This window comes from Streptococcus sp. HMSC078H03 (assembly GCF_001808655.1).
GTDB classification, from domain to species: domain Bacteria; phylum Bacillota; class Bacilli; order Lactobacillales; family Streptococcaceae; genus Streptococcus; species Streptococcus salivarius_G.
Genome location: NZ_KV794072.1, coordinates 60,027 through 84,983, shown reverse-complemented (window position 1 = coordinate 84,983; position 24,957 = coordinate 60,027). Strand labels below are relative to the sequence as shown.

General features: G+C 41.3%; 15 protein-coding genes and 2 pseudogenes. 16 read left to right on the top strand and 1 reads right to left on the bottom strand.

Annotated features, from left to right (window positions below):
* Positions 1-7: 7 nt before the first annotated feature.
* The 15 genes and pseudogenes from HMPREF2607_RS10740 to ilvC all read left to right on the top strand — a co-directional run.
* Positions 8-402, top strand: a pseudogene (locus HMPREF2607_RS10740) (glucose PTS transporter subunit EIIB); the annotation flags it as partial.
* On the top strand, positions 393-1,958 hold the full coding sequence (locus tag HMPREF2607_RS00475) for a PTS sugar transporter subunit IIABC family protein (RefSeq protein ID WP_398581617.1): 1,566 nt from the start codon (positions 393-395) through the stop codon (positions 1,956-1,958). The pseudogene HMPREF2607_RS10740 and the gene HMPREF2607_RS00475, both read left to right, overlap by 10 nt.
* Positions 1,959-2,025: 67 nt before the next feature.
* On the top strand, positions 2,026-3,651 hold the full coding sequence (gene treC, locus HMPREF2607_RS00470) for an alpha,alpha-phosphotrehalase (protein WP_070475341.1): 1,626 nt from the start codon (positions 2,026-2,028) through the stop codon (positions 3,649-3,651).
* An 81-nt stretch (positions 3,652-3,732) separates the two neighbouring features.
* The gene (locus tag HMPREF2607_RS00465; protein WP_070475339.1) at positions 3,733-5,628 is read left to right on the top strand and encodes a M13 family metallopeptidase; all 1,896 of its coding nucleotides are present in this window, start codon (positions 3,733-3,735) and stop codon (positions 5,626-5,628) included.
* Between the two features lie 115 nt (positions 5,629-5,743).
* A pseudogene (gene adhE, locus HMPREF2607_RS00460) lies at positions 5,744-8,356 on the top strand (bifunctional acetaldehyde-CoA/alcohol dehydrogenase); the annotation flags it as partial.
* A 161-nt stretch (positions 8,357-8,517) separates the two neighbouring features.
* Positions 8,518-9,363: a hypothetical protein gene (locus tag HMPREF2607_RS00455; protein WP_048790857.1), complete on the top strand. Its 846-nt coding sequence runs from the start codon at positions 8,518-8,520 to the stop codon at positions 9,361-9,363.
* Between the two features lie 25 nt (positions 9,364-9,388).
* Positions 9,389-10,360, top strand: coding sequence for a hypothetical protein (locus HMPREF2607_RS00450; RefSeq protein ID WP_021147500.1), 972 nt, complete (start codon positions 9,389-9,391; stop codon positions 10,358-10,360).
* Positions 10,361-10,519: 159 nt separating this feature from the next.
* On the top strand, positions 10,520-12,004 hold the full coding sequence (gene thrC, locus HMPREF2607_RS00445) for a threonine synthase (RefSeq protein ID WP_045769373.1): 1,485 nt from the start codon (positions 10,520-10,522) through the stop codon (positions 12,002-12,004).
* Between the two features lie 60 nt (positions 12,005-12,064).
* Positions 12,065-13,351 carry an MATE family efflux transporter gene (locus HMPREF2607_RS00440; protein ID WP_070475337.1) on the top strand — a complete coding sequence of 429 codons (1,287 nt, stop codon included), beginning with the start codon at positions 12,065-12,067 and terminating at the stop codon, positions 13,349-13,351.
* Positions 13,352-13,462: 111 nt separating this feature from the next.
* The gene (locus HMPREF2607_RS00435) at positions 13,463-13,828 is read left to right on the top strand and encodes an Asp23/Gls24 family envelope stress response protein (protein WP_002885694.1); all 366 of its coding nucleotides are present in this window, start codon (positions 13,463-13,465) and stop codon (positions 13,826-13,828) included.
* Positions 13,828-15,495, top strand: coding sequence for a DAK2 domain-containing protein (locus HMPREF2607_RS00430; protein WP_070475335.1), 1,668 nt, complete (start codon positions 13,828-13,830; stop codon positions 15,493-15,495). The genes HMPREF2607_RS00435 and HMPREF2607_RS00430 overlap by 1 nt, the downstream gene beginning before the upstream one ends.
* A 169-nt stretch (positions 15,496-15,664) precedes the next feature.
* Positions 15,665-17,386 carry a dihydroxy-acid dehydratase gene (ilvD, locus tag HMPREF2607_RS00425; RefSeq protein WP_048790860.1) on the top strand — a complete coding sequence of 574 codons (1,722 nt, stop codon included), beginning with the start codon at positions 15,665-15,667 and terminating at the stop codon, positions 17,384-17,386.
* A gap of 133 nt (positions 17,387-17,519) precedes the next feature.
* Positions 17,520-19,220, top strand: a complete 1,701-nt coding sequence (locus HMPREF2607_RS00420; RefSeq protein ID WP_022496094.1) for an acetolactate synthase large subunit — start codon at positions 17,520-17,522, stop codon at positions 19,218-19,220.
* Positions 19,213-19,689, top strand: coding sequence for an acetolactate synthase small subunit (gene ilvN, locus HMPREF2607_RS00415; RefSeq protein WP_002887025.1), 477 nt, complete (start codon positions 19,213-19,215; stop codon positions 19,687-19,689). The genes HMPREF2607_RS00420 and ilvN overlap by 8 nt, the downstream gene beginning before the upstream one ends.
* Positions 19,690-19,763: 74 nt before the next feature.
* Positions 19,764-20,786 carry a ketol-acid reductoisomerase gene (gene ilvC / locus HMPREF2607_RS00410; protein WP_002887024.1) on the top strand — a complete coding sequence of 341 codons (1,023 nt, stop codon included), beginning with the start codon at positions 19,764-19,766 and terminating at the stop codon, positions 20,784-20,786.
* Positions 20,787-20,917: 131 nt separating this feature from the next.
* On the opposite strand, the gene tyrS is transcribed toward ilvC, so the two are convergent.
* On the bottom strand, positions 20,918-22,174 hold the full coding sequence (gene tyrS, locus HMPREF2607_RS00405; protein ID WP_003092098.1) for a tyrosine--tRNA ligase: 1,257 nt from the start codon (positions 22,172-22,174) through the stop codon (positions 20,918-20,920).
* Positions 22,175-22,275: 101 nt separating this feature from the next.
* On the opposite strand from tyrS, the gene pbp1b reads away from it, so the two are divergent.
* Positions 22,276-24,699: a penicillin-binding protein PBP1B gene (gene pbp1b, locus HMPREF2607_RS00400; RefSeq protein WP_070475333.1), complete on the top strand. Its 2,424-nt coding sequence runs from the start codon at positions 22,276-22,278 to the stop codon at positions 24,697-24,699.
* Positions 24,700-24,957 lie beyond the last annotated feature (258 nt).

The following is a 24,957-nucleotide window of genomic DNA, read 5'->3' as shown; positions in this document are numbered from 1 at the left end:
GATTCAAATGGGTAAATTTGAACAAGAAGCCAAAGATCTGCTTGCTGCAATCGGTGGTAAAGAAAATGTGACTGCTGTCACTCACTGTGCGACGCGCATGCGTTTTGTTCTTGGTGATGACAAGAAGGCAAATGTGAAAACAATCGAAGCCATTCCTGCTGTTAAGGGGACTTTCACCAATGCAGGTCAATTCCAAGTTATCATTGGTAATGATGTGCCAATCTTTTATAACGATTTCACTGCTGTATCAGGGATTGAAGGTGTTTCTAAAGAGGCTGCTAAATCAGCTGCCAAGAGTAACTAAAACCCAGTTCAGCGTGTTATGACAACCTTGGCGGAGATCTTTACACCTATTATTCCAGCTTTGATTGTTGGGGGGGCTTCTTCTTGGTCTGCAAAATGTCTTGGGTAGTATCCAATTCAGTAATCTAGGTGGTAAAACAATTGTTGAGGTCTCGAAATTCTGGGAAGGTGTTAATGAAATTGTTTCAGTCATCAGTGGTGCTATCTTTGGTTTCTTGCCAGTAGGTATCACATGGTCTGTCTCTCGTAAGATGGGGACAAGTCAAATTCTTGGTATTGTACTTGGGATTTGCTTGGTTCATCCTAGCTTGCTTAGTGCCTATGAATATGCGGCTCACAAGGCTGCAGGAGATATTCCACACTTTATCCTTGGTTTTGAAAAAGTTGGTTACCAAGGACAAGTTATTCCTGCCCTCTTGGCTGGTTTAACACTTTCTTACCTTGAAATTTTCTGGCGTAAATACATTCCAGAAGTTATCTCAATGATTTTTGTACCACTCTTGTCATTGGTTCCAGCAGTTATCCTTTCTTACGCTGTTCTTGGTCCAATTGGTTGGTGGCTTGGAGGCCTTATCTCAGGTGTGGTATTGGCCGGTTTGACTGGTCCTGTTAAATGGCTCTTCGGTGCAATCTTTGGTGCCATCTATGCACCATTTGTTATCACTGGTCTTCACCATATGACTAATGCGATTGACCTTGAGTTGGTGCGTACTGCTGGTGGTACTGGTTTATGGCCAATGATTGCTCTCTCTAACATTGCACAGGGTTCAGCAGTATTTGCTTACTACTTTATTAAACGTCACGATGAACGTGAAGCACAAATTTCACTTCCGGCAACTATTTCAGCTTATCTTGGTGTTACTGAACCAGCACTTTTTGGTGTTAACGTTAAGTATGTCTATCCATTAGTAGCAGGTATGTCTGCGTCTGCCTTGTCAGGCTTGCTTTCAGCGGTTTTTGGAGTTCAAGCAAACTCTATTGGTATCGGTGGTCTTCCAGCAATCCTCTCAATTAAACCTCAATATTGGGCAATCTTTGCGATTATCATGATTGTCGATATTGTAGTTGCTATGGTATTGACATTCCTCTTCCACAAAACTGGATTTTTAACGAAAACAGAGGAAGATGGGCACGCACAAGAAGCTCTTAAAGAAGCTTCAGAAGGTTTGGTACAACCAACGGTTCTTGTTGAATCAGCAGAGGTTGTTAGTCCACTTGCTGGCCAAGTTAAACCACTTAGCCAAGCCACAGACCCAGTCTTTTCATCAGGTGTAATGGGACAAGGTGTTGTCATCGAACCAAGTCAAGGCGAATTGGTTTCACCAGTGAATGGTACAGTGACAGTACTCTTCCCAACTAAGCACGCCGTAGGTATCGTTTCTGAAGAAGGTGTTGAAATGCTAATGCACATTGGTATGGATACGGTTAGTCTTGACGGAAAAGGTTTTGAGGCTCATGTTGAACAAGGTGATAAAGTTGTTGTTGGTCAACAATTGATTAGCTTTGATATGGATGTTATCAAAGAAGCTGGTTTGGTCACTGAGACTCCAGTTATCATTACAAATCAAGATGATTTCCAAGCAGATGTTGAAGGAAATCTTCCACGTGATATCAACCGTGGGGATGATCTCATGACTGCAACGCGTACAAAATAATGACACATAAGGGGTGGAGGCATAAAGGCCCCACCCTTTGAGTTAAAAAATAGAAAAGGAATGGAATATGGCACTAGATAAAACAAAGGTTGTTTACCAAATTTATCCAAAATCATATAAGGACACTACAGGAAATGGAATCGGTGATTTCAGAGGAATCATTGAAAAAATTCCTTATCTAGCAGAGTTGGGCGTGGATATGGTTTGGCTCAATCCTTTCTATCCGAGCCCACAACGTGATAATGGTTACGATATTTCAGACTACACAGCTGTCAACCCTGTCTTTGGAGATATGGCTGATTTTGAAGAAATGGTCCGTGTCGGTAAAGAGCACAAGATTGACTTCATGCTAGACATGGTGCTTAACCATTGCTCAACAGAGCATGAGTGGTTCCAAAAGGCATTAGCTGGGGATAAGTATTACCAAGATTTCTTCTTCATCCAAGACCAACCAACCGATTGGTTGTCTAAATTTGGTGGTTCTGCCTGGGCTCCTTTTGGAGATACAGGGAAATATTATCTTCACCTCTTTGATGTGACCCAAGCTGACCTCAATTGGCGCAATCCAAATGTTCGCAAGGAGTTGTTCAAGGTGGTCAACTTCTGGCGTGACAAGGGAGTCAAAGGTTTCCGTTTCGATGTAATCAATTTGATTGGGAAAGATGAGGTCTTGGTAGATTGCCCTGAAAATGAAGGGAAACCAGCTTATACGGATAAACCAATTGTCCATGACTATCTTCGTATGATGAATGAAGCGACCTTTGGTTCTGATGATAGCTTTATGACAGTTGGAGAGATGTCATCGACAACCATTGACAACTGTGTTTTGTATTCAGCACCGGAGCGCCACGAGTTGTCTATGGCCTTTAACTTCCACCATCTTAAAGTAGACTATGAAGATGGTCAAAAATGGACCATTGCTCCCTTTGATTTTGAAGAGCTCAAGCGTCTCTATCATACTTGGGGCAAGGAAATGAGTGAACGTGGTGGTTGGAGTGCCCTTTTCTGGAATAACCATGATCAACCTCGTGCTTTGAATCGCTTTGTGGATATTAAAAACTTCCGTAATGAAGGAGCGACCATGCTCGCTGCTAGCATTCATTTGTCACGTGGAACACCTTATATCTACATGGGCGAAGAGATTGGAATGATTGATCCAGACTATGATTCGATGGCAGATTATGTGGATGTCGAGTCCATGAATGCTTACCAGATGCTTTTGGATCAAGGTAAGTCTCCTGAGCAAGCCTTCAAGATTATCCAAGCTAAGTCACGAGATAATTCTCGTACGCCAATGCAATGGGATGCTTCTGAAAATGCAGGTTTTTCAACAGGCACTCCATGGTTGAAAGCTGGTAAATCTTATAAAGACATCAACGTTGAAAATGAAATCGACGGACCAATCTTTAAATTCTATAAAGAATTGATTCGCTTGCGTAAAGAAATGCCTATCATCTCAGAAGGCAGCTATCAGCCAGCACTTGAAGATAGTCAACAAGTCTATGCATTTGAACGTCACTTAGATGGTCAAAAACTCTTGGTACTCAATAATTTTTATGGAAGTGAAGCAGAAGTGGAGATTCCAGCAGAATACCAGTCAGGGCGCGTGCTCTTATCAAACTATGACGATGCAGAGCTTGCTGAAAAGGTAAGTCTTAAGCCTTATCAAACCCTAGCAATCTTAGTTAAATAAGCCAAACTTTCCTCAGTAAATGCTTTTGCTGGGGAATTTTGTTATAATGAAAGCACTTTTAATGTTGATGGAGGAAGTGTAATGACACGCTTACAAGATGATTTTTATGATTACGTCAATGGAAAATGGGCGGAGACCGCTGTAATTCCTGATGATAAACCTTCAACCGGTGGTTTTATGGACTTGGACCAAGATATCGAAAACTTGATGTTGGATATCACTGGAAAATGGCAACGAGGTGAAGAATTGCCCGAAGACAGTATTCTCCAAAACTTTGTCAAATATCATAAGATGGTAGCAGATTTTGATGCAAGAGAAGCAGCTGGTGTGGCTCCAGTCATGCCCTTGATCAATGAAATCAAGGCCTTGTCTTCTTTTGAAGACTATACCAGCAAGTTAGGCACCTATGAACTAGCTGGCAAACCAAATCTCTTGCCATTTAGCGTGTCACCAGACTTTATGAATGCTCAAATGAATGTCTTGTGGGGAGAAGCACCGGCTCTCATCTTGCCAGATACGACCTACTATGAAGAAGGTAACGAAAAAGGTCCAGAATTACTAGCTATCTGGCGCCAAATGATGGAAAAACTCTTGGCAAAATTTGATTTCTCAGAGGAAGAAATCAAAGATATCCTGGATAAGGTCATTGCAGGGGATGCAGAATTGGCCAAATATGTCTTGTCGAACGAAGAAAAATCAGAGTATAACAAACTCTACCATCCCTATGAGTGGGCGGATTTCAAGGCCTTGGTTCCAGAATTGCCACTCGATGCCTTCTTTACAGAAGTGATCGGACAAACTCCAGATAAAATCATCGTGCCAGAAGAGCGTTACTGGAAGGAATTCGCACCAACATTCTACTCAGCAGCCAACTGGGAGACCCTTCATGCTGCATTGAAACTCGGCGCAGCTCTTTCTTGGACTCTATTTTTGACGGAAGAAATCCGTGTCTTGGCTGGTGAATATAGTCGTACGATTTCAGGTATTCCAGAACCTCGTTCCAAAGAAAAAGCAGCCTTGTCATTAGCAGAAGTGCCTTATAGCCAAGCGCTTGGATTATGGTATGCGGGAGAAAAATTCTCACCAGAAGCAAAAGCAGACGTAGAGCATAAAGTTGCAACTATGATTGAGGTTTACAAGGCTCGTCTAGAAAAAGCAGATTGGCTCGCCCCTGAGACTCGTGAAAAAGCAATTGTCAAACTCAATGTCATCACACCTCATATCGGTTACCCTGAAAAGTTACCAGAAACTTATGCCAAGAAGATTATCGACGAGAGCAAAACCTTGGTTGAAAATGCTCAAGCTCTCTACGAAATTTCAATTGCTCATAGCTGGAGTAAGTGGAACCAACCAGTTGATCGAAGTGAATGGCATATGCCAGCAAATATGGTCAATGCCTACTATGATCCGCAACAAAACCAAATTGTATTCCCAGCAGCAATTTTGCAGGCACCTTTCTATGATCTTCACCAATCGTCATCAGCTAACTACGGCGGAATCGGTGCAGTCATTGCCCATGAAATTTCACACGCTTTTGATACCAATGGTGCTTCCTTTGATGAGAATGGTAGCTTGAAGGACTGGTGGAAACCAGAAGATTACGAAGCCTTTACCGCTCGCACGCAAAAAGTCATCGATCAGTTCGAAGGCCAAGACTCTTACGGTGCTAAGATTAACGGGAAATTGACCGTCTCTGAAAACGTAGCGGATCTTGGAGGCATCGCTGCAGCCCTTGAAGCCGCTAAGAAAGAGGAGGATTTCTCAGCAGAAGAATTCTTCACCAACTTTGCTCGCATCTGGCGCATGAAAGCTCGGACAGAATATATGCAACTCCTTGCAAGTGTCGATGTCCACGCACCAGGAAAACTCCGTACCAATGTTCAACTACCAAACTTCGACGAATTCCACAAGGAATTTGACGTCAAAGAAGGCGACGGCATGTGGCGTGCCCCAGAAGATCGTGTGATTATTTGGTAATAATGATGAAATCTGTCCAAAAATGGATGGATTTCTTTATTTTTGTCGTTGTAAGGGTTTACATAACGACTAGAAAACGCTATAATATACTTGTGTTAAAGCTTGTGAAGTTTTTAACAAGTATTCAAAGGAGTTTCATATGACTAAACAAACTAAAGATGTTCAAACAGTAATTGATGAATTGGCAACAAAGGGTGTTGAAGCCCTTGATGCTATGGCTAACTTTACGCAGGAGCAAGTGGACCATATTGTTCACCAAGCTGCGATTGCTGCCCTAGATAAACACATGTATTTGGCAAAATTGGCCGTTGATGAAACAGGGCGCGGTATTTATGAAGATAAAGCCATCAAGAACATGTATGCTTCTGAATACATTTGGAATAGTATTAAATATGATAAAACTGTAGGCGTTATTGCTGAAGATAAAGAACAAGGCTTGATTTCTATTGCTGAGCCAGTCGGTGTTATCTGTGGGGTTACACCAACAACTAACCCAACTTCAACAACCATTTTCAAAGCACTTATTGCTCTTAAGACACGTAACTCTATCATTTTTGCCTTCCACCCATCAGCTCAAAAATCATCTGCAGAGGCAGCTCGTATCGTTCGTGATGCAGCTATCGAAGCAGGTGCACCTAAGGACTGCATCCAGTGGATTGAAGAGCCATCTATCGAGGCAACTGGTCTTTTGATGAACCATCCTAAGATTGCTACAGTACTTGCGACTGGTGGACCTGGTATGGTTAAGGCTGCTTATTCAACTGGTAAACCAGCGCTTGGTGTAGGAGCCGGAAACGTCCCATCTTATATTGCTGCTGATGCTAAGGTTAAACGTGCTGTCAACGATATCATCGTTTCAAAAACTTTTGATAATGGTATGATTTGTGCTTCTGAACAAGCAGCTATCGTTGATGCAGCTATCTATGACGAAGTTAAGGCTGAATTTGAAGCACATCAATGTGTCATCATTTCTAAAAAAGCTGACATTGCTAAATTGGAAAAAGTTGTTCTTAATGAAGCTCGTACAGCTGTAAATGGTGCCATTGTAGGTCACTCAGCTATTGAAATTGCTGAAAAAGCTGGTCTTAAAGTTCCTGCAGGTACAAAATTGCTTTTGGCAGAAATTCCAGATGCAACAATGGAACACCCACTTGCCTTGGAAAAATTGTCTCCAGTACTTGCTCTTATCAAATCTGACGGCGTTGAAGATGGTTTCAAAAAAGCAGAAGGTATGCTCAATTTGGGTGGTCTTGGACACACAGCTGTTATCCACACTGAAAATGAAGAGCTCCAACTCCAATATGGTATCCGCATGAAAGCCTGCCGTGTCTTGGTAAATAGCCCATCAGCTGAAGGTGGTATCGGTAATATCTACAACAACATGATTCCATCATTGACTCTTGGTTGTGGTTCACATGGTCATAACTCAGTGTCACACAATGTTAGCTCATTCGATCTCTTGAATGTCAAAACATTGTCAAAGCGTCGCAATAACATGCAATGGTTTCGCGTCCCACCAAAAATCTTCTTCGAAAAAGATTCAATAACTTACTTGCGCCACATTGAAGCTGAGCGCGTGATGTTGGTTTGTGACCCTGGTATGGTTCAGTTTGGTTACGCTGACTTGGTTAAACGTCAATTGGAACTTAACCGCCACAGACCAGCAGTAGATGTTTTCTCAGATGTTGAGCCAAACCCATCTACGAATACGGTTTACAAAGGTTTGGAACGCTTTGTAGACTTCCAACCAGATGTGATCATCGCTCTTGGTGGTGGTTCTGCAATGGATGCTGCTAAGGCTATGTGGATGTTCTTTGAACACCCAGATGTAAGCTTCTTCGGTGCTAAACAAAAATTCTTGGATATTCGTAAACGTACTTACAAGATTCCTTACGCTCAGAAGACAACATTTATCTGTATCCCAACAACTTCAGGTACAGGTTCAGAGGTAACGTCATTCGCGGTTATCACTGATAGTGAAACTCATATCAAGTACCCATTGGCAGATTATGCTTTGACTCCGGACATTGCTATTGTTGACCCTGCTTTGGTTATGAGTGTGCCTGCTAGCGTTACAGCAGATACAGGTATGGACGTTTTGACTCACGCCATTGAATCTTATGTATCAGTCATGGCTAGTGACTATACACGTGGACTTTCACTTCAAGCGATTAAACTTGTTTTTGAAAATCTCGAACATTCTTACCGCTTTGGTGATGAAGAATCACGTGAAAAAATGCATAATGCGTCAACAATGGCTGGTATGGCCTTTGCCAATGCCTTCCTTGGTATCAACCACTCACTCGCTCACAAGGTTGGCCCTATGTTTGACATTCCACACGGACGTACTAATGCGATTTTGATGCCTCACGTTATCCGTTACAACGGTCGTGATCCTCAAAAACACGCTATGTTCCCTAAATATGACTACTTCCGTGCAGACAAAGATTACGCAGATATCGCTCGTTTCATGGGATGGGGTACTGACAAACAATCAGATGCTGAATTGGTTGAAGTTTTGGCACAAAAAGTATACGAATTGGGTGTTGCCGTTGGTATTGACATGAACTGGAAGGGACAAGGTGTCACTAAGAAACTTCTTCAAGACACTGCCTATACTTTGGCCGAACATGCTTATGAAGATCAATGTACAACAGCTAATCCGAAAGAACCACTTATTTCAGAATTGAAAGAAATTATCGAAATTGCCTTTGATTACAAAGGGTAAGCGATAGACAAAGGTAGCTCTATAAGGGCTACCTTTTTTTGCTAGAAATCCTCTATATTAGAGTGTTTATCCAAATTAAAAATAAAGGACTTTCCCGAATAAGATAGAAAAACGCTTTAAGAATTGTTATAATAACCTTACAGCAAGATAAGGAGATTCCTATGACAAAAGAAGAAGGGCTTAGTTTGGGTGAAACAGCACATCCTCTCAAGCCTCATGAATTGAGGTCATCAATGGCTTCTACAGCAGGGAATAGAGCGACTAATAAGTTTAAAGAGTTTAATGCTGATAGGATGGTGAGTGTTCAATTCAATCCTAGTCAACAAGTAAAAGAATCAAAGGAGCCAGTAACCTCGAAGAATATTGTGGGGATGGTATCAGGTGTGATTGCAGCGATACTCACCATACTTTTGATTGTTTGTCTCGTGATGGGATACCGTTATCGAGCCGCAAGCATTGAGGGCGATTGGACAAGCCCAACCTTTAGTGAGAAAATGTTAGCCACTCTGAAAGATACTGCTACTACTAAGAATAAAGTTAGTAATGCTTTACCACAAGGTCAAAATCTTATCACCGATATCAATACAGCAATGAGTATTACTGACAATAAGGCTCACTTAAAAGTGAGCTTTGTTTACAATCGTAAAGGTCTTTATCAGGCTTACCAGAGTAGAGTTACTGAATTGAAAGGTCAGTATGGCGAGGAGTTCTCGGAGGTTTTTGATAGTTATTCATTGTCAGAAAAAGACTACTATAAACAGTTTGATGAGACAGTGAAGAAAGAACTTCCAAAGAGTTATACCTACGATGCCAAAACCGGTCGTGTTACAACAACTGCTTTCACGGGTGATATTAACCGTTGGGAGCAAACAATCACTGTGGATAAGGCTGGAGATTCAGATGCTTTTAAAAAAGGTGATGTCTTAGATTATACGCCTAACAATGAAGGCTTTACTATCAAGGCACACAGTGAATTTGGTGACATTAGCTTTACAAAAAATAAATAAAAAAGGAAATTAAAGGGGAATATAAATGACAAGAGAAGAATGGTTGGACTATTTTGAGACGGTAAACGGACGTAAGCCGAGTGTTCAGGAAATGGCGGATGCTTTGAAAGCTGGAGAGTTTGTTAATGAAGCACCAGCTAAAGCTGAAGATAAAACTACTACTGAACCTATTAAGGTTGAGCCAGAAATCGTCGAGACAAGCACTAGTCCTCTACCAACAGAAACGGCACCAGAGGTAACAGCACCTTCTACGGTTGCTTTTCCAGAAGGACAAGCAGCTATGGCAAATTTGGCTCCTAAGAAACCAATGGATCCCAAAAAGAAAAAACGCATCCTAGTCTCAGTTTTGTCAGCGGTAGTCCTTGTCTTCTTATGTATCGGTGGCTTTATGACTTACCGTTATGTGACAGGTAATATTGATGGCAAATGGTACAGTAGTTCTCTAGGTAGAGAGTATAGCTCAAGCATGTCTGAAAGTTTGACAGACTTGGATAGTAAGGAGCTTGAAAAGTACTTTACAGATACTGCTGTAACCATGAAAGTAAAAGGTAGCAATGCCAAGGTTACTGCTAGCTATACTTTTGATAAGAAAACCTATATCAAGGACTATCGTGAGAGGGTTCAGAAGTCCTTCTCAGCCTTTGGAGATTTATTTAAAGCCTTCTATGGAGATTCCTTTGAAAACTATTACAGTGAGGAAACCATAGAAAAAGAACTTGATGAAGCTCTTGAAAAAGCTGCAAAAGACAGCGGTCAAAAGTATGATTCGAAGACAGGCGAAACAACGACAACCCTTTTCAAAGGGAAGGTTAGCCGTTTGGGACATAAGATGACCGTTACTTCTGTCAACAAAGACGTTGATATTGATGGTCTCAATGTGAAAAAAGGTCAAGAGCTAAAAGTGACTAAAAAAGATAAGAAAGTAACGCTTAGTGGTGATGGAAAATCAAAAGATATCACTTTCTCAACTAAGAATGACACCAAAGATAAATTTTAAGATGACATCCGGAATAGCTATTCCGGATTTTTTCATGTTTTTGAGAGGAGAAAATAGGGTGATATCCGAATGATTTTCTCACAAGTCACAATACGTGTAGAAATATTCTGACAATTATGCTACAATAGAGCCACAGACTATCTAAAAAGAGGATTTACCATGACACTTGTATACCAATCAACACGTGACGAAAATAATAAAGTAACAGCTAGTCAGGCTATTCTTCAAGGTTTGGCAACAGATGGTGGCTTGTTCACACCGTTGTCAACGCCTGAGGTTGCTTTGGACTTTGATCAATTGAAAGACGCTTCTTACCAAGAAGTTGCTAAATTGGTCTTGTCAGCTTTCTTGGATGATTTTACTGAAGAGGAATTGGATTACTGTATCACAAATGCTTATGATGACAAGTTTGATACAGCTGCCATTGCACCAGTAGTTAAACTTAAGAACCACTACAACCTTGAACTTTTCCATGGTTCTACTATCGCTTTCAAAGATATGGCCCTTTCAATCTTGCCTTATTTGCTAACAACATCAGCTAAAAAGCAAGGTGTTGATAATAAGATTGTCATCTTGACAGCTACATCAGGTGACACTGGTAAGGCTGCCATGGCTGGTTTTGCAGATGTTCCTGGAACTGAAATCATTGTCTTTTATCCAAAAGACGGTGTTTCAAAAATCCAAGAATTGCAAATGACCACTCAAACAGGAGCTAATACGCACGTTATTGCCATTGATGGTAATTTTGATGATGCCCAAACAGATGTAAAACGTATGTTTAATGATGTTGATTTGCGTGAGAAATTGTTGGCTCATCATACGCAATTCTCATCAGCTAACTCAATGAACGTTGGTCGTTTGGTACCGCAAGTGGTTTACTATGTATATGCCTATGCGCAGTTGGTTAAGGCAGGTCATATCCAAAACGGAGATAAGGTGAACTTCACAGTACCAACAGGAAACTTTGGTAATATCTTGGCGGCTTATTATGCACGTCAGATTGGTGTTCCAGTTGGCAAATTAATCTGTGCTTCTAATGAAAATAACGTCCTTACAGACTTCTTCGCAACGGGTACTTATGATAAGAAACGTGACTTCAAGGTAACAACAAGCCCTTCTATGGATATCTTGGTATCTTCTAACTTGGAACGTTTGATTTTCCACCTTCTTGGTAATGATGCTACTAAGACTAAAGAGCTTATGGATGCACTTGTGACTAAGGGTGAGTATACTTTGGCTGATGCAGATAAAGATATTCTTGATTTGTTTGCAGCAGGTTTTGCAACTGAGGATGAAACAGCTGCTGAAATCAAGCGTGTCTATGATGAAGACAAGTATATCGAAGATCCTCATACAGCAGTTGCCTCAGCTGTTTACGAAGCATATGTTCAAAAGACAGATGACCACACACCAACAGTTATCGCTTCAACAGCTAGCCCATACAAATTCCCACGTGTGGCTGTTTCAGCTGTCACTGGTAAAGACAGTGGGGATGATTTCAAAGCGGTAGAAGATTTGCACCAACTTTCAGGTGTAGCTATCCCAGCGGCTGTAGATGGACTTGAACATGCAGAAGTTCGCCATAAAACAGTTGTTGCGGCAGCTGATATGCAAAAAGCAGTTGAAAGCTATCTTGGTGTATAAGAATAAAAAAATAGGAGCTGAGAAATCAGCCCTATTTTTATCAATATAGAAAAGAATATTATGACAGAAACAAAGAAAATTCTAAACATAGCCTTGCCTGCTATGGCCGAAAACCTTCTACAAATGTTGATGGGGGTTGTCGATTCTTACCTAGTGGCCCAGGTTGGTATTGTCGCTATATCGGGGGTTTCCGTAGCCAATAATATCATTACGATTTACCAAGCTATCTTTATTGCTCTAGGAGCCTCAAGTGCCAGTGTCATTGCCAGAAGTTTAGGAAAAGGTGATGTTAAAGCGACTAACCGAGACACTTGGGATGCTATTATTATTACCCTTGCTCTTAGTCTCATCCTTGGTCTACTTTCCATTTTTGGTGGTGGGGCCATTCTTAATCTTTTAGGTACTGAGCAATCTGTGACTCAGGCTGGTAGTCTCTACCTTGCTCTTGTCGGTGGAGGAGTGGTCTTCCTAGCCTTGATGACTACTTTTGGTAACATCCTACGGGCCAAGGGACGGCCTCGTATTTCCATGGTCGTCAGTCTTTTGACCAATGTTCTTAATGCTATTTTATCTTCTTTAGCCATCTTTGTGGGACATTGTGGGATTATTGGGGTCGCAACGGCTACGGTTTTCTCTCGTTTGGTTGGGACAGTGATACTCTGGCAAGCGATGAAACTAGATGTGAAGCAGCTTGAAATTACCAAACCTTTTAATAGAGAGTTGTTGGGAATTGCCCTGCCAGCAGCAGGTGAACGACTGATGATGCGTGCTGGAGATGTGGTCATCGTGGCTATTATTGTTACCTTTGGTACAGCCGTTGTCGGTGGTAACGCCATTGGTGAAAACCTCACTCAGTTTAACTATATGCCTGGTATGGGAGTCGCAACAGCTACGGTTATCTTGGTTGCCAATAGTCTGGGTCGAGGGGATAAGACGCAGATGAAGCGTATTATACGAGAGTCTTATTGGATTTCCACCTTCTTGATGGTTCTGGTTTCAGGGAGTATCTTGCTCTTTGGCCAAGGATTATCGGGTCTCTTTACAGATAATAAAGCAGCTATTGCGGCTAGTCAGGTAGTTATTCTTTATTCTTTCCTTGGGAATCCTGTGACTTCGGGGACTTTAGTTTACACAGCAGTTTGGCAAGGTCTGGGTAAGGCTAAGATGCCTTTCTATGCGACAACTATTGGGATGTGGATTATTCGAATTTTCTCAGGATACTTCCTTGGGGTGAGTCTGGGAATGGGTCTTGCTGGTGTCTGGATTGCAACCGTTGTTGATAATGTATGGCGTGCGATCTTCCTCTACGTGATGTACCGTCGTTATCTCGTAAAGAGAAAGTTTTAATGATAAATACTGAGGAGATACTCTTATTCAAAGGGTATCTTCTTCTTATTTTTTACAAGTAGGCTCGAATATGGTAAAATAAGCTGATAAAAACTTTTTGAGGTAGTAATTATGACTGTAAAAATCAATACAAAAGATGGTCAAATCGAATTGTCAGATGATGTCATCGCAACAGTAGTTGGCGGTTCAGCAACAGAAATTTTTGGCGTTGTCGGTATGGCAAGTAAGAGTGCTATCCGAGATAATTTTCAAGCACTTCTTGGAAAAGAAAACTACGCAAAAGGAGTTGTCGTGAAATCTACTGATGCAGGTATCACTGTGGATGTCTACACTGTTATGAGTTACGGTGTTAAGATTAGTGAGGTTTCAAAAAATATTCAAGAACGTGTGAAATTTAATCTTGAGAATCAACTCGGTATCAAGGCTGAAACAGTAAATGTTTACGTTCAAAATATTAAAGTCGTAGGAGAAAACTAGTGTCTAAAATTACAACAAGCTTGCTTCAGGAGATGGTCCAAGCGGCAGCAACACGTCTAGGTAAGCAAGCAGAATATGTGAATTCACTCAATGTCTTCCCAGTACCAGATGGAGATACTGGAACAAACATGGGAATGACTATGGATAACGGAGCCAAAGCTGTCGCAGATCAATCAGCTTCAACAGTTGGTGAAGTTGGTCAGATTTTGTCTAAAGGTCTTTTGATGGGTGCCCGTGGTAACTCAGGTGTTATCACCTCACAATTGTTCCGTGGATTTGGTCAAAGTATCAAAGACAAAACGGAACTTGACGGCCAAGATCTAGCTCATGCCTTCCAAGCAGGGGTTGAAGTTGCTTATAAAGCTGTTATGAAACCTGTTGAAGGAACAATCCTTACAGTATCACGTGGTGCAGCTTCAGCAGCGATTAAGAAAGCTGAATCTACAAATGATGCTGTTGAGGTTATGCGTGCAGCTCTCGATGGAGCTAAGGCTGCCTTGGCTAAGACACCAGAGATGCTTCCAGTTTTGAAAGAAGTTGGTGTGGTAGACTCAGGTGGTCAAGGTTTGGTCTTCATTTATGAAGGTTTCTTGTCAGCCCTCACAGGTGAGTATATCGCTTCTGAGGACTTCCAAGCGACACCGGCTACTATGACAGAGATGATCAATGCAGAACATCATAAGTCAGTTGCTGGTCATGTTGCCACAGAAGACATTACCTTCGGTTACTGTACGGAAATCATGATTGGTCTCAAACAAGGTCCAACTTATGTGAAAGACTTTGACTATGAAGAGTTCCGAAATTACTTGAGTAACCTTGGGGATTCTCTCCTTGTTGTTAACGACGATGAAATTGTCAAAGTTCACGTCCACACTGAGGATCCAGGTCTTGTCATGCAAGAAGGTCTTAAATATGGGGCTCTTGTCAAAGTTAAGGTTGACAACATGCGTAACCAACACGATGCACAAGTTCAAAAAGAAGAAGCTATCCAAGCTGCACCTTCTGCTCCTAAAGACTTTGCCCTTATTGCAGTTGTTGCTGGAGATGGACTTGCGGATATCTTCAAATCACAAGGTGTTGACTATGTGATTTCAGGTGGTCAAACAATGAACCCATCAACAGAAGATATTGTTAAGGCTATTGAGCAGGTCAATGCTAAGAATGTTATCATCTTGCCAAACAATAAAAACATCTTTATGGCAGCACAATCAGCTGCTGAAGTAGTAGATGTCAATGCGGCTGTTGTTGAAACACGTACAGTACCACAAGGCTTTACAAGCTTGCTTGCTTTTGATCCTAGTCAAAGTATCGAAGCGAACGTTGAAGCTATGACAGCTAGTCTTTCAGATGTAACAAGTGGTAGCGTGACCTTGGCGGTACGTGATACAACTATTGATGGTCTTGAGATTCATGAAAATGATATCCTTGGTATGGTTGATGGTAAGATCCTTGTGTCTACACCAGATATGGATCAAGCCCTTCTTGACACTTTTGACAAGATGATTGACGAAGACAGTGAAATTGTTATGATTTATGTCGGCGAAGAAGGGAATCAAGAACAAGCTCAAGCACTTGCGGAAAAATTGGAAGAGGCTCACGAAGATATCGAAGTTGAAATCTTCCAAGGAGACCAACCAGTTTATCCATACCTCTTTAGTGTAGAATAATTTTGAAATAATCATTTAGGGAGTCTTAGGGCTTCCTTTTTGTTTTGTCAGTTTTGATACGGTTGGGACATCTTTTCGAAATTACAGAAATATTCTGAAAATTCCTTGACATTACTTTCCAAAGTGGTAACATATGTTGTAAGAAATTTTATAGATTGAAGGTAACATCATGAGAAGTGATATGATCAAAGTTGGTGTTGATAAGGCACCAGCACGCGGACTTTTGTATGCGACTGGGCAAGTTAAATCTGCCAAGGATATGCAAAAGCCCTTCATTGCTATTTGTAACTCTTATATTGATATTGTTCCAGGGCATGTTCACTTGCGTGAATTAGCAGATATTGCCAAGGAAGCCATCCGTGAGGCTGGCGGTATTCCTTTTGAGTTTAATACCATTGGTGTGGACGATGGGATTGCCATGGGGCATATTGGGATGCGTTACAGTCTTCCATCTCGTGAATTGATTGCCGATTCTGCAGAAACAGTTATTAATGCCCACTGGTTTGACGGGGTTTTCTACATTCCTAACTGTGATAAGATTACACCAGGGATGATCTTGGCAGCTATGCGTACTAATGTGCCAGCAGTATTTTGTTCTGGTGGCCCTATGAAGGGTGGCGTTGACATGACTGGTCATCAAGCGACGCTATCAAGTTTGTTTGAAGCTGTAGGTACTTATCAGGCTGGAGATATGAGCAAGGAAGAGCTCGATTATTTGGAGAAAAATGCTTGTCCAACTTGTGGTTCATGTTCAGGGATGTTTACCGCTAACTCAATGAATTGTTTGATGGAAGTTTTGGGTCTTGCCCTTCCAGGTAACGGTACTGTCCTAGCCGTTTCAGATGAACGTCGTGAATTGGTTCGTCAAGCAGCCACAAAATTGATGGATAACATCAAAAATAATGTTCGCCCACGTGATATTGTGACCAAAGAAGCTATCGATGATGCGTTTGCTCTTGATATGGCCATGGGTGGTTCAACCAATACTGTTCTCCATACCCTTGCTATTGCGCGTGAGGCTGGTATTGACTATGACCTTAAGGACATTAACGAAATTGCCAAGAAGACACCTTATCTCTCTAAAATTGCACCTTCAAGTGTTTACACCATGCATGATGTGCATGAAGCTGGCGGTGTTCCAGCCATTATCAATCAGTTGATTAAAAAGGGAGCTATTAAGGGTGACCGTATTACAGTTACTGGTAAAACCTTGAAAGAAAACGTAGCTGGTGCTGAAATTAAAAATGAAGAAATTATCCATCCGATTGAGCATCCTATTTCACCAGTTGGTGGTTTGTCTATCCTTTACGGAAATATTGCTCAGGATGGAGCTGTTATCAAGGTCGGTGGTGTAGATCCATCTGTTAAAACTTTCCGCGGTAAAGCTATTTGTTGTGATTCACAAGATCAAGCACTTGAGTTGATTGACAATGGAACAGTTAAGAAGGGACATGTCGTTGTCATTCGTTACGAGGGTCCTCAGGGTGGACCTGGTATGCCAGAAATGTTGGCACCAACTTCTAAGATTGTCGGACGCGGTCTTGGTAAGGATGTGGCTCTGATTACGGATGGTCGTTTCTCAGGAGCTACTCGTGGGATTGCTATTGGTCACGTTTCTCCAGAAGCAGCAGAAGGTGGTAATATCGCCCTAATAGAAGATGGCGATGAAATTGTGATTGATCTTCCAAATCGTACCCTTGATCTACTTGTCGATGAAGCAACCCTTGAAGAACGTCGCAAACATTTGAAACCTTTCAAATCAAAAATTTCAAGTGGTTGGTTGCGTCGCTATACAGCCTTTGCTAAATCAGCCAACGTCGGCGGAACTTTGATGAGTGACGAAGAATTCGAAGAACGTAAAGCAGAACGTCAAGCACAAGAAAAAAACTAAGAACATTCTTTCCGAAGAGTTTGTGATATTTTTCTCTGAAACCCTTGCAAATTTGGTTAAAAATGTTATCATAGTATACAAGGTTTTGAATTTTTAGACAATTCGAAAAAAACAACTACTAAAGGAGGTCCATGTGAAGAAAATTGAACTTGAAGAAGCACGCTCTGGTGCTGATTTGATTCTTGATACACTTCTTGAACTTGGGATTTCAACTATCTTTGGATATCCTGGCGGAGCGGTTCTTCCTTTGTATGATGCTATTTACAAAAATGACAAGATTAATCATATCTTATCTCGTCATGAGCAAGGAAGTCTGCACGAAGCTGAAGGTTATGCCAAATCAACTGGTAAACTCGGTGTTGCTCTTGTAACGAGTGGTCCTGGTGCCACTAATGCTATTACAGGGATTGCAGATGCTATGAGTGATAGCGTACCTCTCCTAGTCTTTACTGGTCAGGTAGCAACACCAGGTATTGGTAAGGATGCCTTCCAAGAGGCTGACATTGTCGGAATTACCATGCCGATTACAAAATACAATTATCAGATTCGCGATACAGCTGATATTCCTCGTATTATTAGGGAAGCGGTTCATATTGCAACAACTGGTCGTCCTGGTCCAGTTGTTATCGACCTCCCTAAAGATGTTGTAGCTAAGGAAACAGCCTTCATCAACGATCCTGAAATTAATCTTCCAAGTTACCAACCGACGCTAAGACCAAACGAAATGCAAATCAAGAAAATCTTGAAGCAGTTGGGTAAAGCTAAGAAGCCGGTTATTGTAGCTGGAGGTGGGGTGTCTTATTCTGAATCTGCTAAGGAGCTAGTTGCTTTTGCAGAACGCTACCAAATCCCAGTTGTTACAAGTCTTCTAGGTCAAGGGACAATTGCTACTAGTCATCCCCTCTTCTTGGGTATGGGTGGTATGCACGGTTCATATGCAGCTAACATTGCTATGACCGATGCTGACTTTATGATTGCCATTGGTTGTCGTTTTGATGACCGTTTGACAGGTAATCCTAAAACATTTGCTAAGAATGCTAAGGTTGTCCATATTGATGTAGATCCAGCTGAGATTGGTAAAATTATTGCAGTGGACCTTCCAGTTGTTGGTGATGCCAAGCAAGCTCTTGAAATGCTCTTGGCAGAGCCAGTGGTTCAGAATAACACTGAAAAATGGATTGAAAAAGTCACAAAAGACAAAGAACGTGTACGTTCTTACGATAAGAAAGAACGTATGGTACAGCCTCAGGCAGTTATCGAGCGTATCGGTGAATTGACTAAGGGTGATGCTGTTGTTGTTACTGACGTTGGTCAACATCAAATGTGGACAGCTCAGTATTATCCATACCAAAATGAGCGTCAATTGGTGACCTCAGGTGGTCTTGGAACAATGGGATTCGGTGTCCCAGCAGCAATTGGTGCCAAAATCGCTAATCCTGATAAAGAAGTTATCCTCTTTGTTGGTGATGGTGGTTTCCAAATGACGAACCAAGAATTGGCTATCTTAAATATTTACAAGGTGCCAATCAAGGTTGTTATGTTGAACAACCACTCACTTGGTATGGTACGTCAATGGCAAGAGTCCTTCTACGAAGGGCGTACATCAGAGTCTGTCTTTGATACTCTTCCAGATTTCCAATTGATGGCTCAAGCTTATGGCATTAAGTCTTACAAGTTTGATAATCCAGAGACAATTGATCAGGATTTGGAAGTTATCAAGGAAGACGTGCCAATGTTCATCGAGGTGGATATCTCTCGTAAAGAGCATGTCTTGCCAATCGTTCCGGCTGGTAAGAGTAATCACGAAATGTTGGGGGTGAAGTTCAATGCGTAGAATGTTAACAGCTAAACTTCAGAACCGTTCGGGTGTCCTTAACCGCTTCACAGGTGTTCTTTCACGACGTCAAGTTAATATTGAAAGTATCTCTGTAGGGGCTTCTGAGGATCCTAACGTTTCACGTATTACGATTATTATTGATGTGAATTCTCAAAATGAAGTGGAACAAATCATCAAACAGCTTAATCGTCAGATTGATGTGATTCGTATCCGTGATATCACGGATCAGCCACACTTGGAACGTGAAGTTATCCTAGTTAAGGTATCAGCACCAACCTCTAAGCGTGCTGAAATCTTGGCGATTATTCAACCTTTCCGTGCTTCGGTGGTTGATGTGGCACCAAGCTCTATCACTATCCAGATGACTGGTGATGCTGAAAAGAGCGAGGCGCTTCTACGAGTTATTCGTCCTTACGGAATTAAGAATATCGCTCGTACGGGTGCTACTGGATTTACCCGTGATTAAAAATCCAACTTAAATTTGTTAACCCAGCCTTAAAAAGGCAATAAAATATTTTTTTAGAAAAGAGACATATTACTATGGCAGTTCAAATGGAATATGAAAAAGACGTAAAAGTAGCAGCACTTGACGGTAAAAAAATCGCCGTTATCGGTTACGGTTCACAAGGTCATGCGCATGCACAAAACTTGCGTGATTCAGGTCACGATGTGATCATCGGTGTTCGTCCAGGTAAATCATTTGATAAAGCTAAAGAAGATGGTTTTGATACTTACACAGTAGCAGAAGCAACTAAATTGGCTGATATCATTATGGTTTTGGCACCAGATGAAATTCAAAAAGATATCTATAAAGATGAAATCGAGCCAAACTTGAGTGCAGGCAAAGCTCTTGGTTTTGCACACGGATTTAATATCCACTTCGAATTCATCAAGGTTCCTAAAGATGTTGACGTCTTTATGGTTGCTCCTAAAGGACCAGGTCACTTGGTACGCCGTACATATACAGAAGGCTTTGGTGTTCCTGCACTTTACGCAGTATACCAAGATGCCACAGGTAATGCTAAAGATATCGCTATGGACTGGGCTAAAGGTATTGGTTCTGCACGTGTTGGATTACTTGTAACAACATTTAAAGAAGAAACTGAAGAAGATTTGTTTGGTGAACAAGCGGTTCTTATGGGTGGGTTGACACACCTTATTGAAGCTGGTTTTGAAGTCTTGACTGAAGCAGGCTATGCACCACAATTAGCTTACTTTGAAGTGCTTCACGAAATGAAATTGATCGTTGACTTGATCTACGAAGGTGGATTCAAGAAAATGCGTCAATCATGTTCAAATACTGCAGAATTTGGTGACTTTGTAACTGGTCCACGTGTCATCGGTCCAGAAGTCAAAGAAAACATGAAAGCTGCCCTTGCTGATATCCAATCAGGTAAATTTGCACGTGAATTCGTTGAAGACCATGATGCTGGCTTCCCACGTTTGAAAGCTTACCGTAAAGAAGCTGAAGAGCTTGAAATTGAAAAGATTGGTGCTGAATTGCGTAAAGCAATGCCATTCGTTGGTCAAAACGACGATGATGCATTCAAAATCTATAACTAATGTGATAGTCTCAAAAACCAGCCTAGTGCTGGTTTTTTTGTGTTCTGAAGAGAGTAGTTGGGAATCAATCCAACTGCTCTTTTTTGGTAAAAAAAAAACTCACTCCATTAAGGAGTGAGAATAGCTATAAATTAGTAAGTCAAGACAAAGTTTTTCTTCTTACCACGACGGATAACAGTAATTTCATTATCAATTTTATCTGTATCTGAGAGGGTGTAATCTAAGTCTTGTACACGTTCACCGTTGATGTAGATAGCTCCGTTTTGGACATCTTCACGTGCTTGGCGTTTAGAAGGTGAAATCTTAGCATTGACGAGAAGTTCAACGATGTTCAGATTTTCATCTGCTGAAATCTCATAAGTTGGGACACCGTTAAGGGCAACTTTAAGGTCACGTGCTGAGAGAGCTTTAAGGTTACCAGCGAAGAGTTGTTCAGTGATGTGAACAGCTTGTTCGTAGGCTTCTTTACCGTGAACCAAAGTAACAACTTCACGAGCCAAAACTTTTTGTGCCAAACGTTGGTGACGAGCTTGGTCAAATTCTTTACCGATTTCTTCGATTTCTTCAAGTGACAAGAAAGTGAAAATCTTCAAGAAGCGAACAGCATCATCATCCATAACGTTAAGCCAGAATTGGTACATTTCGTAAGGTGTTGTTTTAGTAGCATCAAGCCAGACAGCGTTACCTTCAGATTTACCGAATTTTTTACCAGTTGAATCTGTGATAAGTGGAACTGTGATAACGTGTCCAGATTTGTCCGCTTTACGACGCAAGAGCTCAGTACCTGCTGTCATGTTACCCCATTGGTCAGAACCACCAATTTGGAGGGTTACGCCGTACTTATCGTTGAGTTCGTAGAAATCGTAACCTTGCATGATTTGGTAGGCAAACTCAGTGTAAGAGATACCTGTTTCGATACGTTTCTTAACAGATTCTTTACTCATCATGTAGTTAACTGTGAAATATTTACCCACGTCACGCAAGAAATCGATGAAGCTGACTGATCCAAACCAATCATAGTTGTTGACCATAACGGCTTTGTTGTCACCATTTTCAAAATCAAGGAAACGAGAGAGCTGACCTTGGATTTTTTCAACCCAACCTTCAACGGTTTCTTTGGTTTGGAGGCTACGTTCAGCATCTTTAAATGATGGGTCACCAATCAAACCTGTTGCACCACCAACGAGGGCGTAAGGTTTGTGTCCAGCCAATTGAAGTCGGCGACTTGTAAGGATAGCTACAAGGTGTCCAAGGTGGAGACTGTCTGCTGTTGGGTCATAACCAGTGTAGTATGATACGGGTCCCTCTTCAAAGGCTTTTACAAGGGCTTCTTCATCTGTGGTTTGAAAAATCAAGCCACGTGCTTTTAGTTCTTCAAAAATTGTCATGATATTCTCCAGTAAAGTATATTCTGCACCATTATACCAAAAGAAAGTAGGCCTATGCAAGCTTTGTCAAAGTTTGTTATAATAGGCTTTGAGGTATTTCTATGAATTTTGAAAAAATAATAAATTATTTTAGACGCCTAGGGCAGGCTATTCGCACAAAATTTGCTGGTCCTAGGTCTAAAAGAGGGGATAAATCTTTTAATGAAAGGAAAGCTACAACTGATTCTAAGTGGAATCGTAAGCAAGTGAGAAAGTCGCCTGAAGATCGGATGACACTCTTAGACATGGGTGATGTTTTCTTAAAAACCTTAAAGCTCTTGTCTGATTTCTTTTATGTGGTTATTATCGTCCTTACCTTGTTCGGTGCAGGAATTGGTTTGGGTTATTTGGGGAGTCAAATTGAGTCTGTTCCGTCGATTAAGGATAAAACCTTGTTGAATCAGATTAGTGAGGTTAGTTTGGTATCTTCGATGAGCTATTCCGATTCCAAGAAGATTGCGGATATTGACACTGACTTGCTGAGAACACCTATTGAGAGTGATTCGATTTCTAACAATGTCAAGAATGCCATCATTGCGACTGAGGATGAAAATTTTAAGAAGCATAAGGGTGTTGTGCCAAAGGCAGTATTTAGGGCTTTGGTGTCATCAGTTTTGGGAGTTGGCTCTTCAAGTGGTGGTTCGACGCTAACGCAGCAGTTAATTAAGCAACAGGTAACAGGAGATGCACCAACCTTTAAACGTAAGGCGGCAGAGATTATCTATGCCTTACAATTGGAGCGTCGTGTTTCTAAAAATGAAATTTTAACCGATTATCTGAATGTTTCTCCTTTTGGACGTAATAACAAGGGGAAAAATATTGCTGGTATTGAGGAGGCTGCTCAAGGTATCTTTGGCGTATCTGCAGCGGATTTGACAGTTCCTCAGGCGGCCTATCTGGCGGGATTGCCACAGAGCCCGATTGTCTACTCACCTTATACAGCTGACGGTCAATTAAAAAACGCAGAGGATCTTTCTTATGGCTTGGCACGTCAACAAGATGTACTCTACAATCTTTATCGTGGCGGCTATCTAGATAAGTCGCAGTACGAAAGCTATAAGAGTTATGATATCACTAAAGATTTCAAGGCTGGTGAGAAGTCTGATGCTGTAAGTCATGACTATTTGTACTATTCTGTCATGTCTGAGGCTCAGGATGTCATGTATGATTACCTCGTTAAACGTGACAAGGTATCGAGTCAAGATTTGAAAAATGATAAGACAAAGGAAAGCTATCGTGAGAGGGCTCTTCAAGAGCTTCAAACAGGTGGCTATAGCGTTAAGACAACTATTGATAATGCAGTTTATAATGCGATGCAAGATGCTGCGAGTCAATATGGTGGCCTCCTCGACCAGGGTGGCAATAGTGGTGTTGAAGTCGGAAATGTGCTCATGGATAATGCGACTGGAGCAATTTTAGGATTTGTTGGTGGTCGTAGTTACGAAAATAACCAAAATAACCATGCCTTTGATACGGCACGCTCCCCAGGTTCATCTATTAAGCCTATTATCGCTTATGGAATTGCTATTGATCAAGGTTTGATGGGTAGCTCAAGTATCCTTTCTAACTACCCAACTAATTTTACGGGTGGAACGCCTATTCTTCATGATGGTGATAAGGGTACAGCTATGATGAACCTACAAGAGGCACTCAATACCTCATGGAACATTCCAGCCTTTTGGACTTATCAAATGCTTCAACGTCATGATGTTGATGTTGAGGGTTATATGACCAAGATGGGTTATAAGATTGCTAATTACAATATCGAGAGTTTGCCCCTTGGTGGAGGAATTGAAACCACGGTTGCCCAACAGGTAAATGCCTATCAAATGCTTTCAAATGGTGGCGTCTATGAGAAGGGCTATATGATTGATAGTATTACCGATCGGACTGGCGAAGTTATCTATCAGCATAAATCTGAAGGGGTTCAGGTCTTTTCAAGAGCTACGGCTAGCATCATGGATAACTTGCTCAAAGAAGTGGTAGTTAAGGGAGCAACAACTCAATTTCATTCTGAATTGAAAAATGTCAATGGTGCAGCAGCCTCAGCGGACTGGATGGGTAAAACAGGAACGACAGATAACTTTGCGGATGCTTGGTTGATTGTGTCAACGCCTGGTATTACTCTTGGTGGTTGGGCTGGTTATGACAATAATACACCAACCAATTCTAAAACGGGTTACACCTATAATGCGCAATATATGGCTCGTTTGACTTCCGCTATCTATAATGCCAATCCAGGTATTTTTAAAACGGGAGATAAGTTTAATATCGATTCAAGTGCCATTAAGGCAAGTGTGCTCAAATCGACAGGTCTTAAACCAGCAACAGTGTCTGTCAATGGTCGTAATGTTTCTGTAAGTGGTGAAATGGTTGATACTTACTGGGCTAAAAATGGACCTGGAGATACGACTTACAAGTTTGCTATTGGTGGAACTGACAGTGACTATCAAAAAGCCTGGTCTAGCATTCTTGGAGGGCATTAGGAATTGCCAAGAAAACTTGCAAAAAAGTAAAAAATTAGGTATAATATAGACAACTATTTGTCGTCTTACTTGGTTGAAATATTGTCCAATCAAGAGATACAGCAGTTAAATCAACGTTTTTTCGGTCAGATTTAGCTGCTATTTTTGTGCTTATTTTTAGGATTTTCAAGTGTTGTAACGCATATTTAAAGGTTCTAAAAATTCACAGATTAAGTTTGTCGCTTATCATTAATCAAATAAGTGGATCTTAGTGTTTGA

Bases quoted from the DNA above. Each gene is read 5' to 3' on its own strand.
- treC (WP_070475341.1), top strand. From the start codon at position 2,026: ATGGCACTAGATAAAACAAAGGTTGTTTACCAAATTTATCCAAAATCA.
- HMPREF2607_RS00465 (WP_070475339.1), top strand. From the start codon at position 3,733: ATGACACGCTTACAAGATGATTTTTATGATTACGTCAATGGAAAATGG.
- HMPREF2607_RS00455 (WP_048790857.1), top strand. From the start codon at position 8,518: ATGACAAAAGAAGAAGGGCTTAGTTTGGGTGAAACAGCACATCCTCTC.
- HMPREF2607_RS00450 (WP_021147500.1), top strand. From the start codon at position 9,389: ATGACAAGAGAAGAATGGTTGGACTATTTTGAGACGGTAAACGGACGT.
- thrC (WP_045769373.1), top strand. From the start codon at position 10,520: ATGACACTTGTATACCAATCAACACGTGACGAAAATAATAAAGTAACA.
- HMPREF2607_RS00440 (WP_070475337.1), top strand. From the start codon at position 12,065: ATGACAGAAACAAAGAAAATTCTAAACATAGCCTTGCCTGCTATGGCC.
- HMPREF2607_RS00435 (WP_002885694.1), top strand. From the start codon at position 13,463: ATGACTGTAAAAATCAATACAAAAGATGGTCAAATCGAATTGTCAGAT.
- ilvD (WP_048790860.1), top strand. From the start codon at position 15,665: ATGAGAAGTGATATGATCAAAGTTGGTGTTGATAAGGCACCAGCACGC.
- ilvN (WP_002887025.1), top strand. From the start codon at position 19,213: ATGCGTAGAATGTTAACAGCTAAACTTCAGAACCGTTCGGGTGTCCTT.
- ilvC (WP_002887024.1), top strand. From the start codon at position 19,764: ATGGCAGTTCAAATGGAATATGAAAAAGACGTAAAAGTAGCAGCACTT.
- tyrS (WP_003092098.1), bottom strand. From the start codon at position 22,174: ATGACAATTTTTGAAGAACTAAAAGCACGTGGCTTGATTTTTCAAACC.
- pbp1b (WP_070475333.1), top strand. From the start codon at position 22,276: ATGAATTTTGAAAAAATAATAAATTATTTTAGACGCCTAGGGCAGGCT.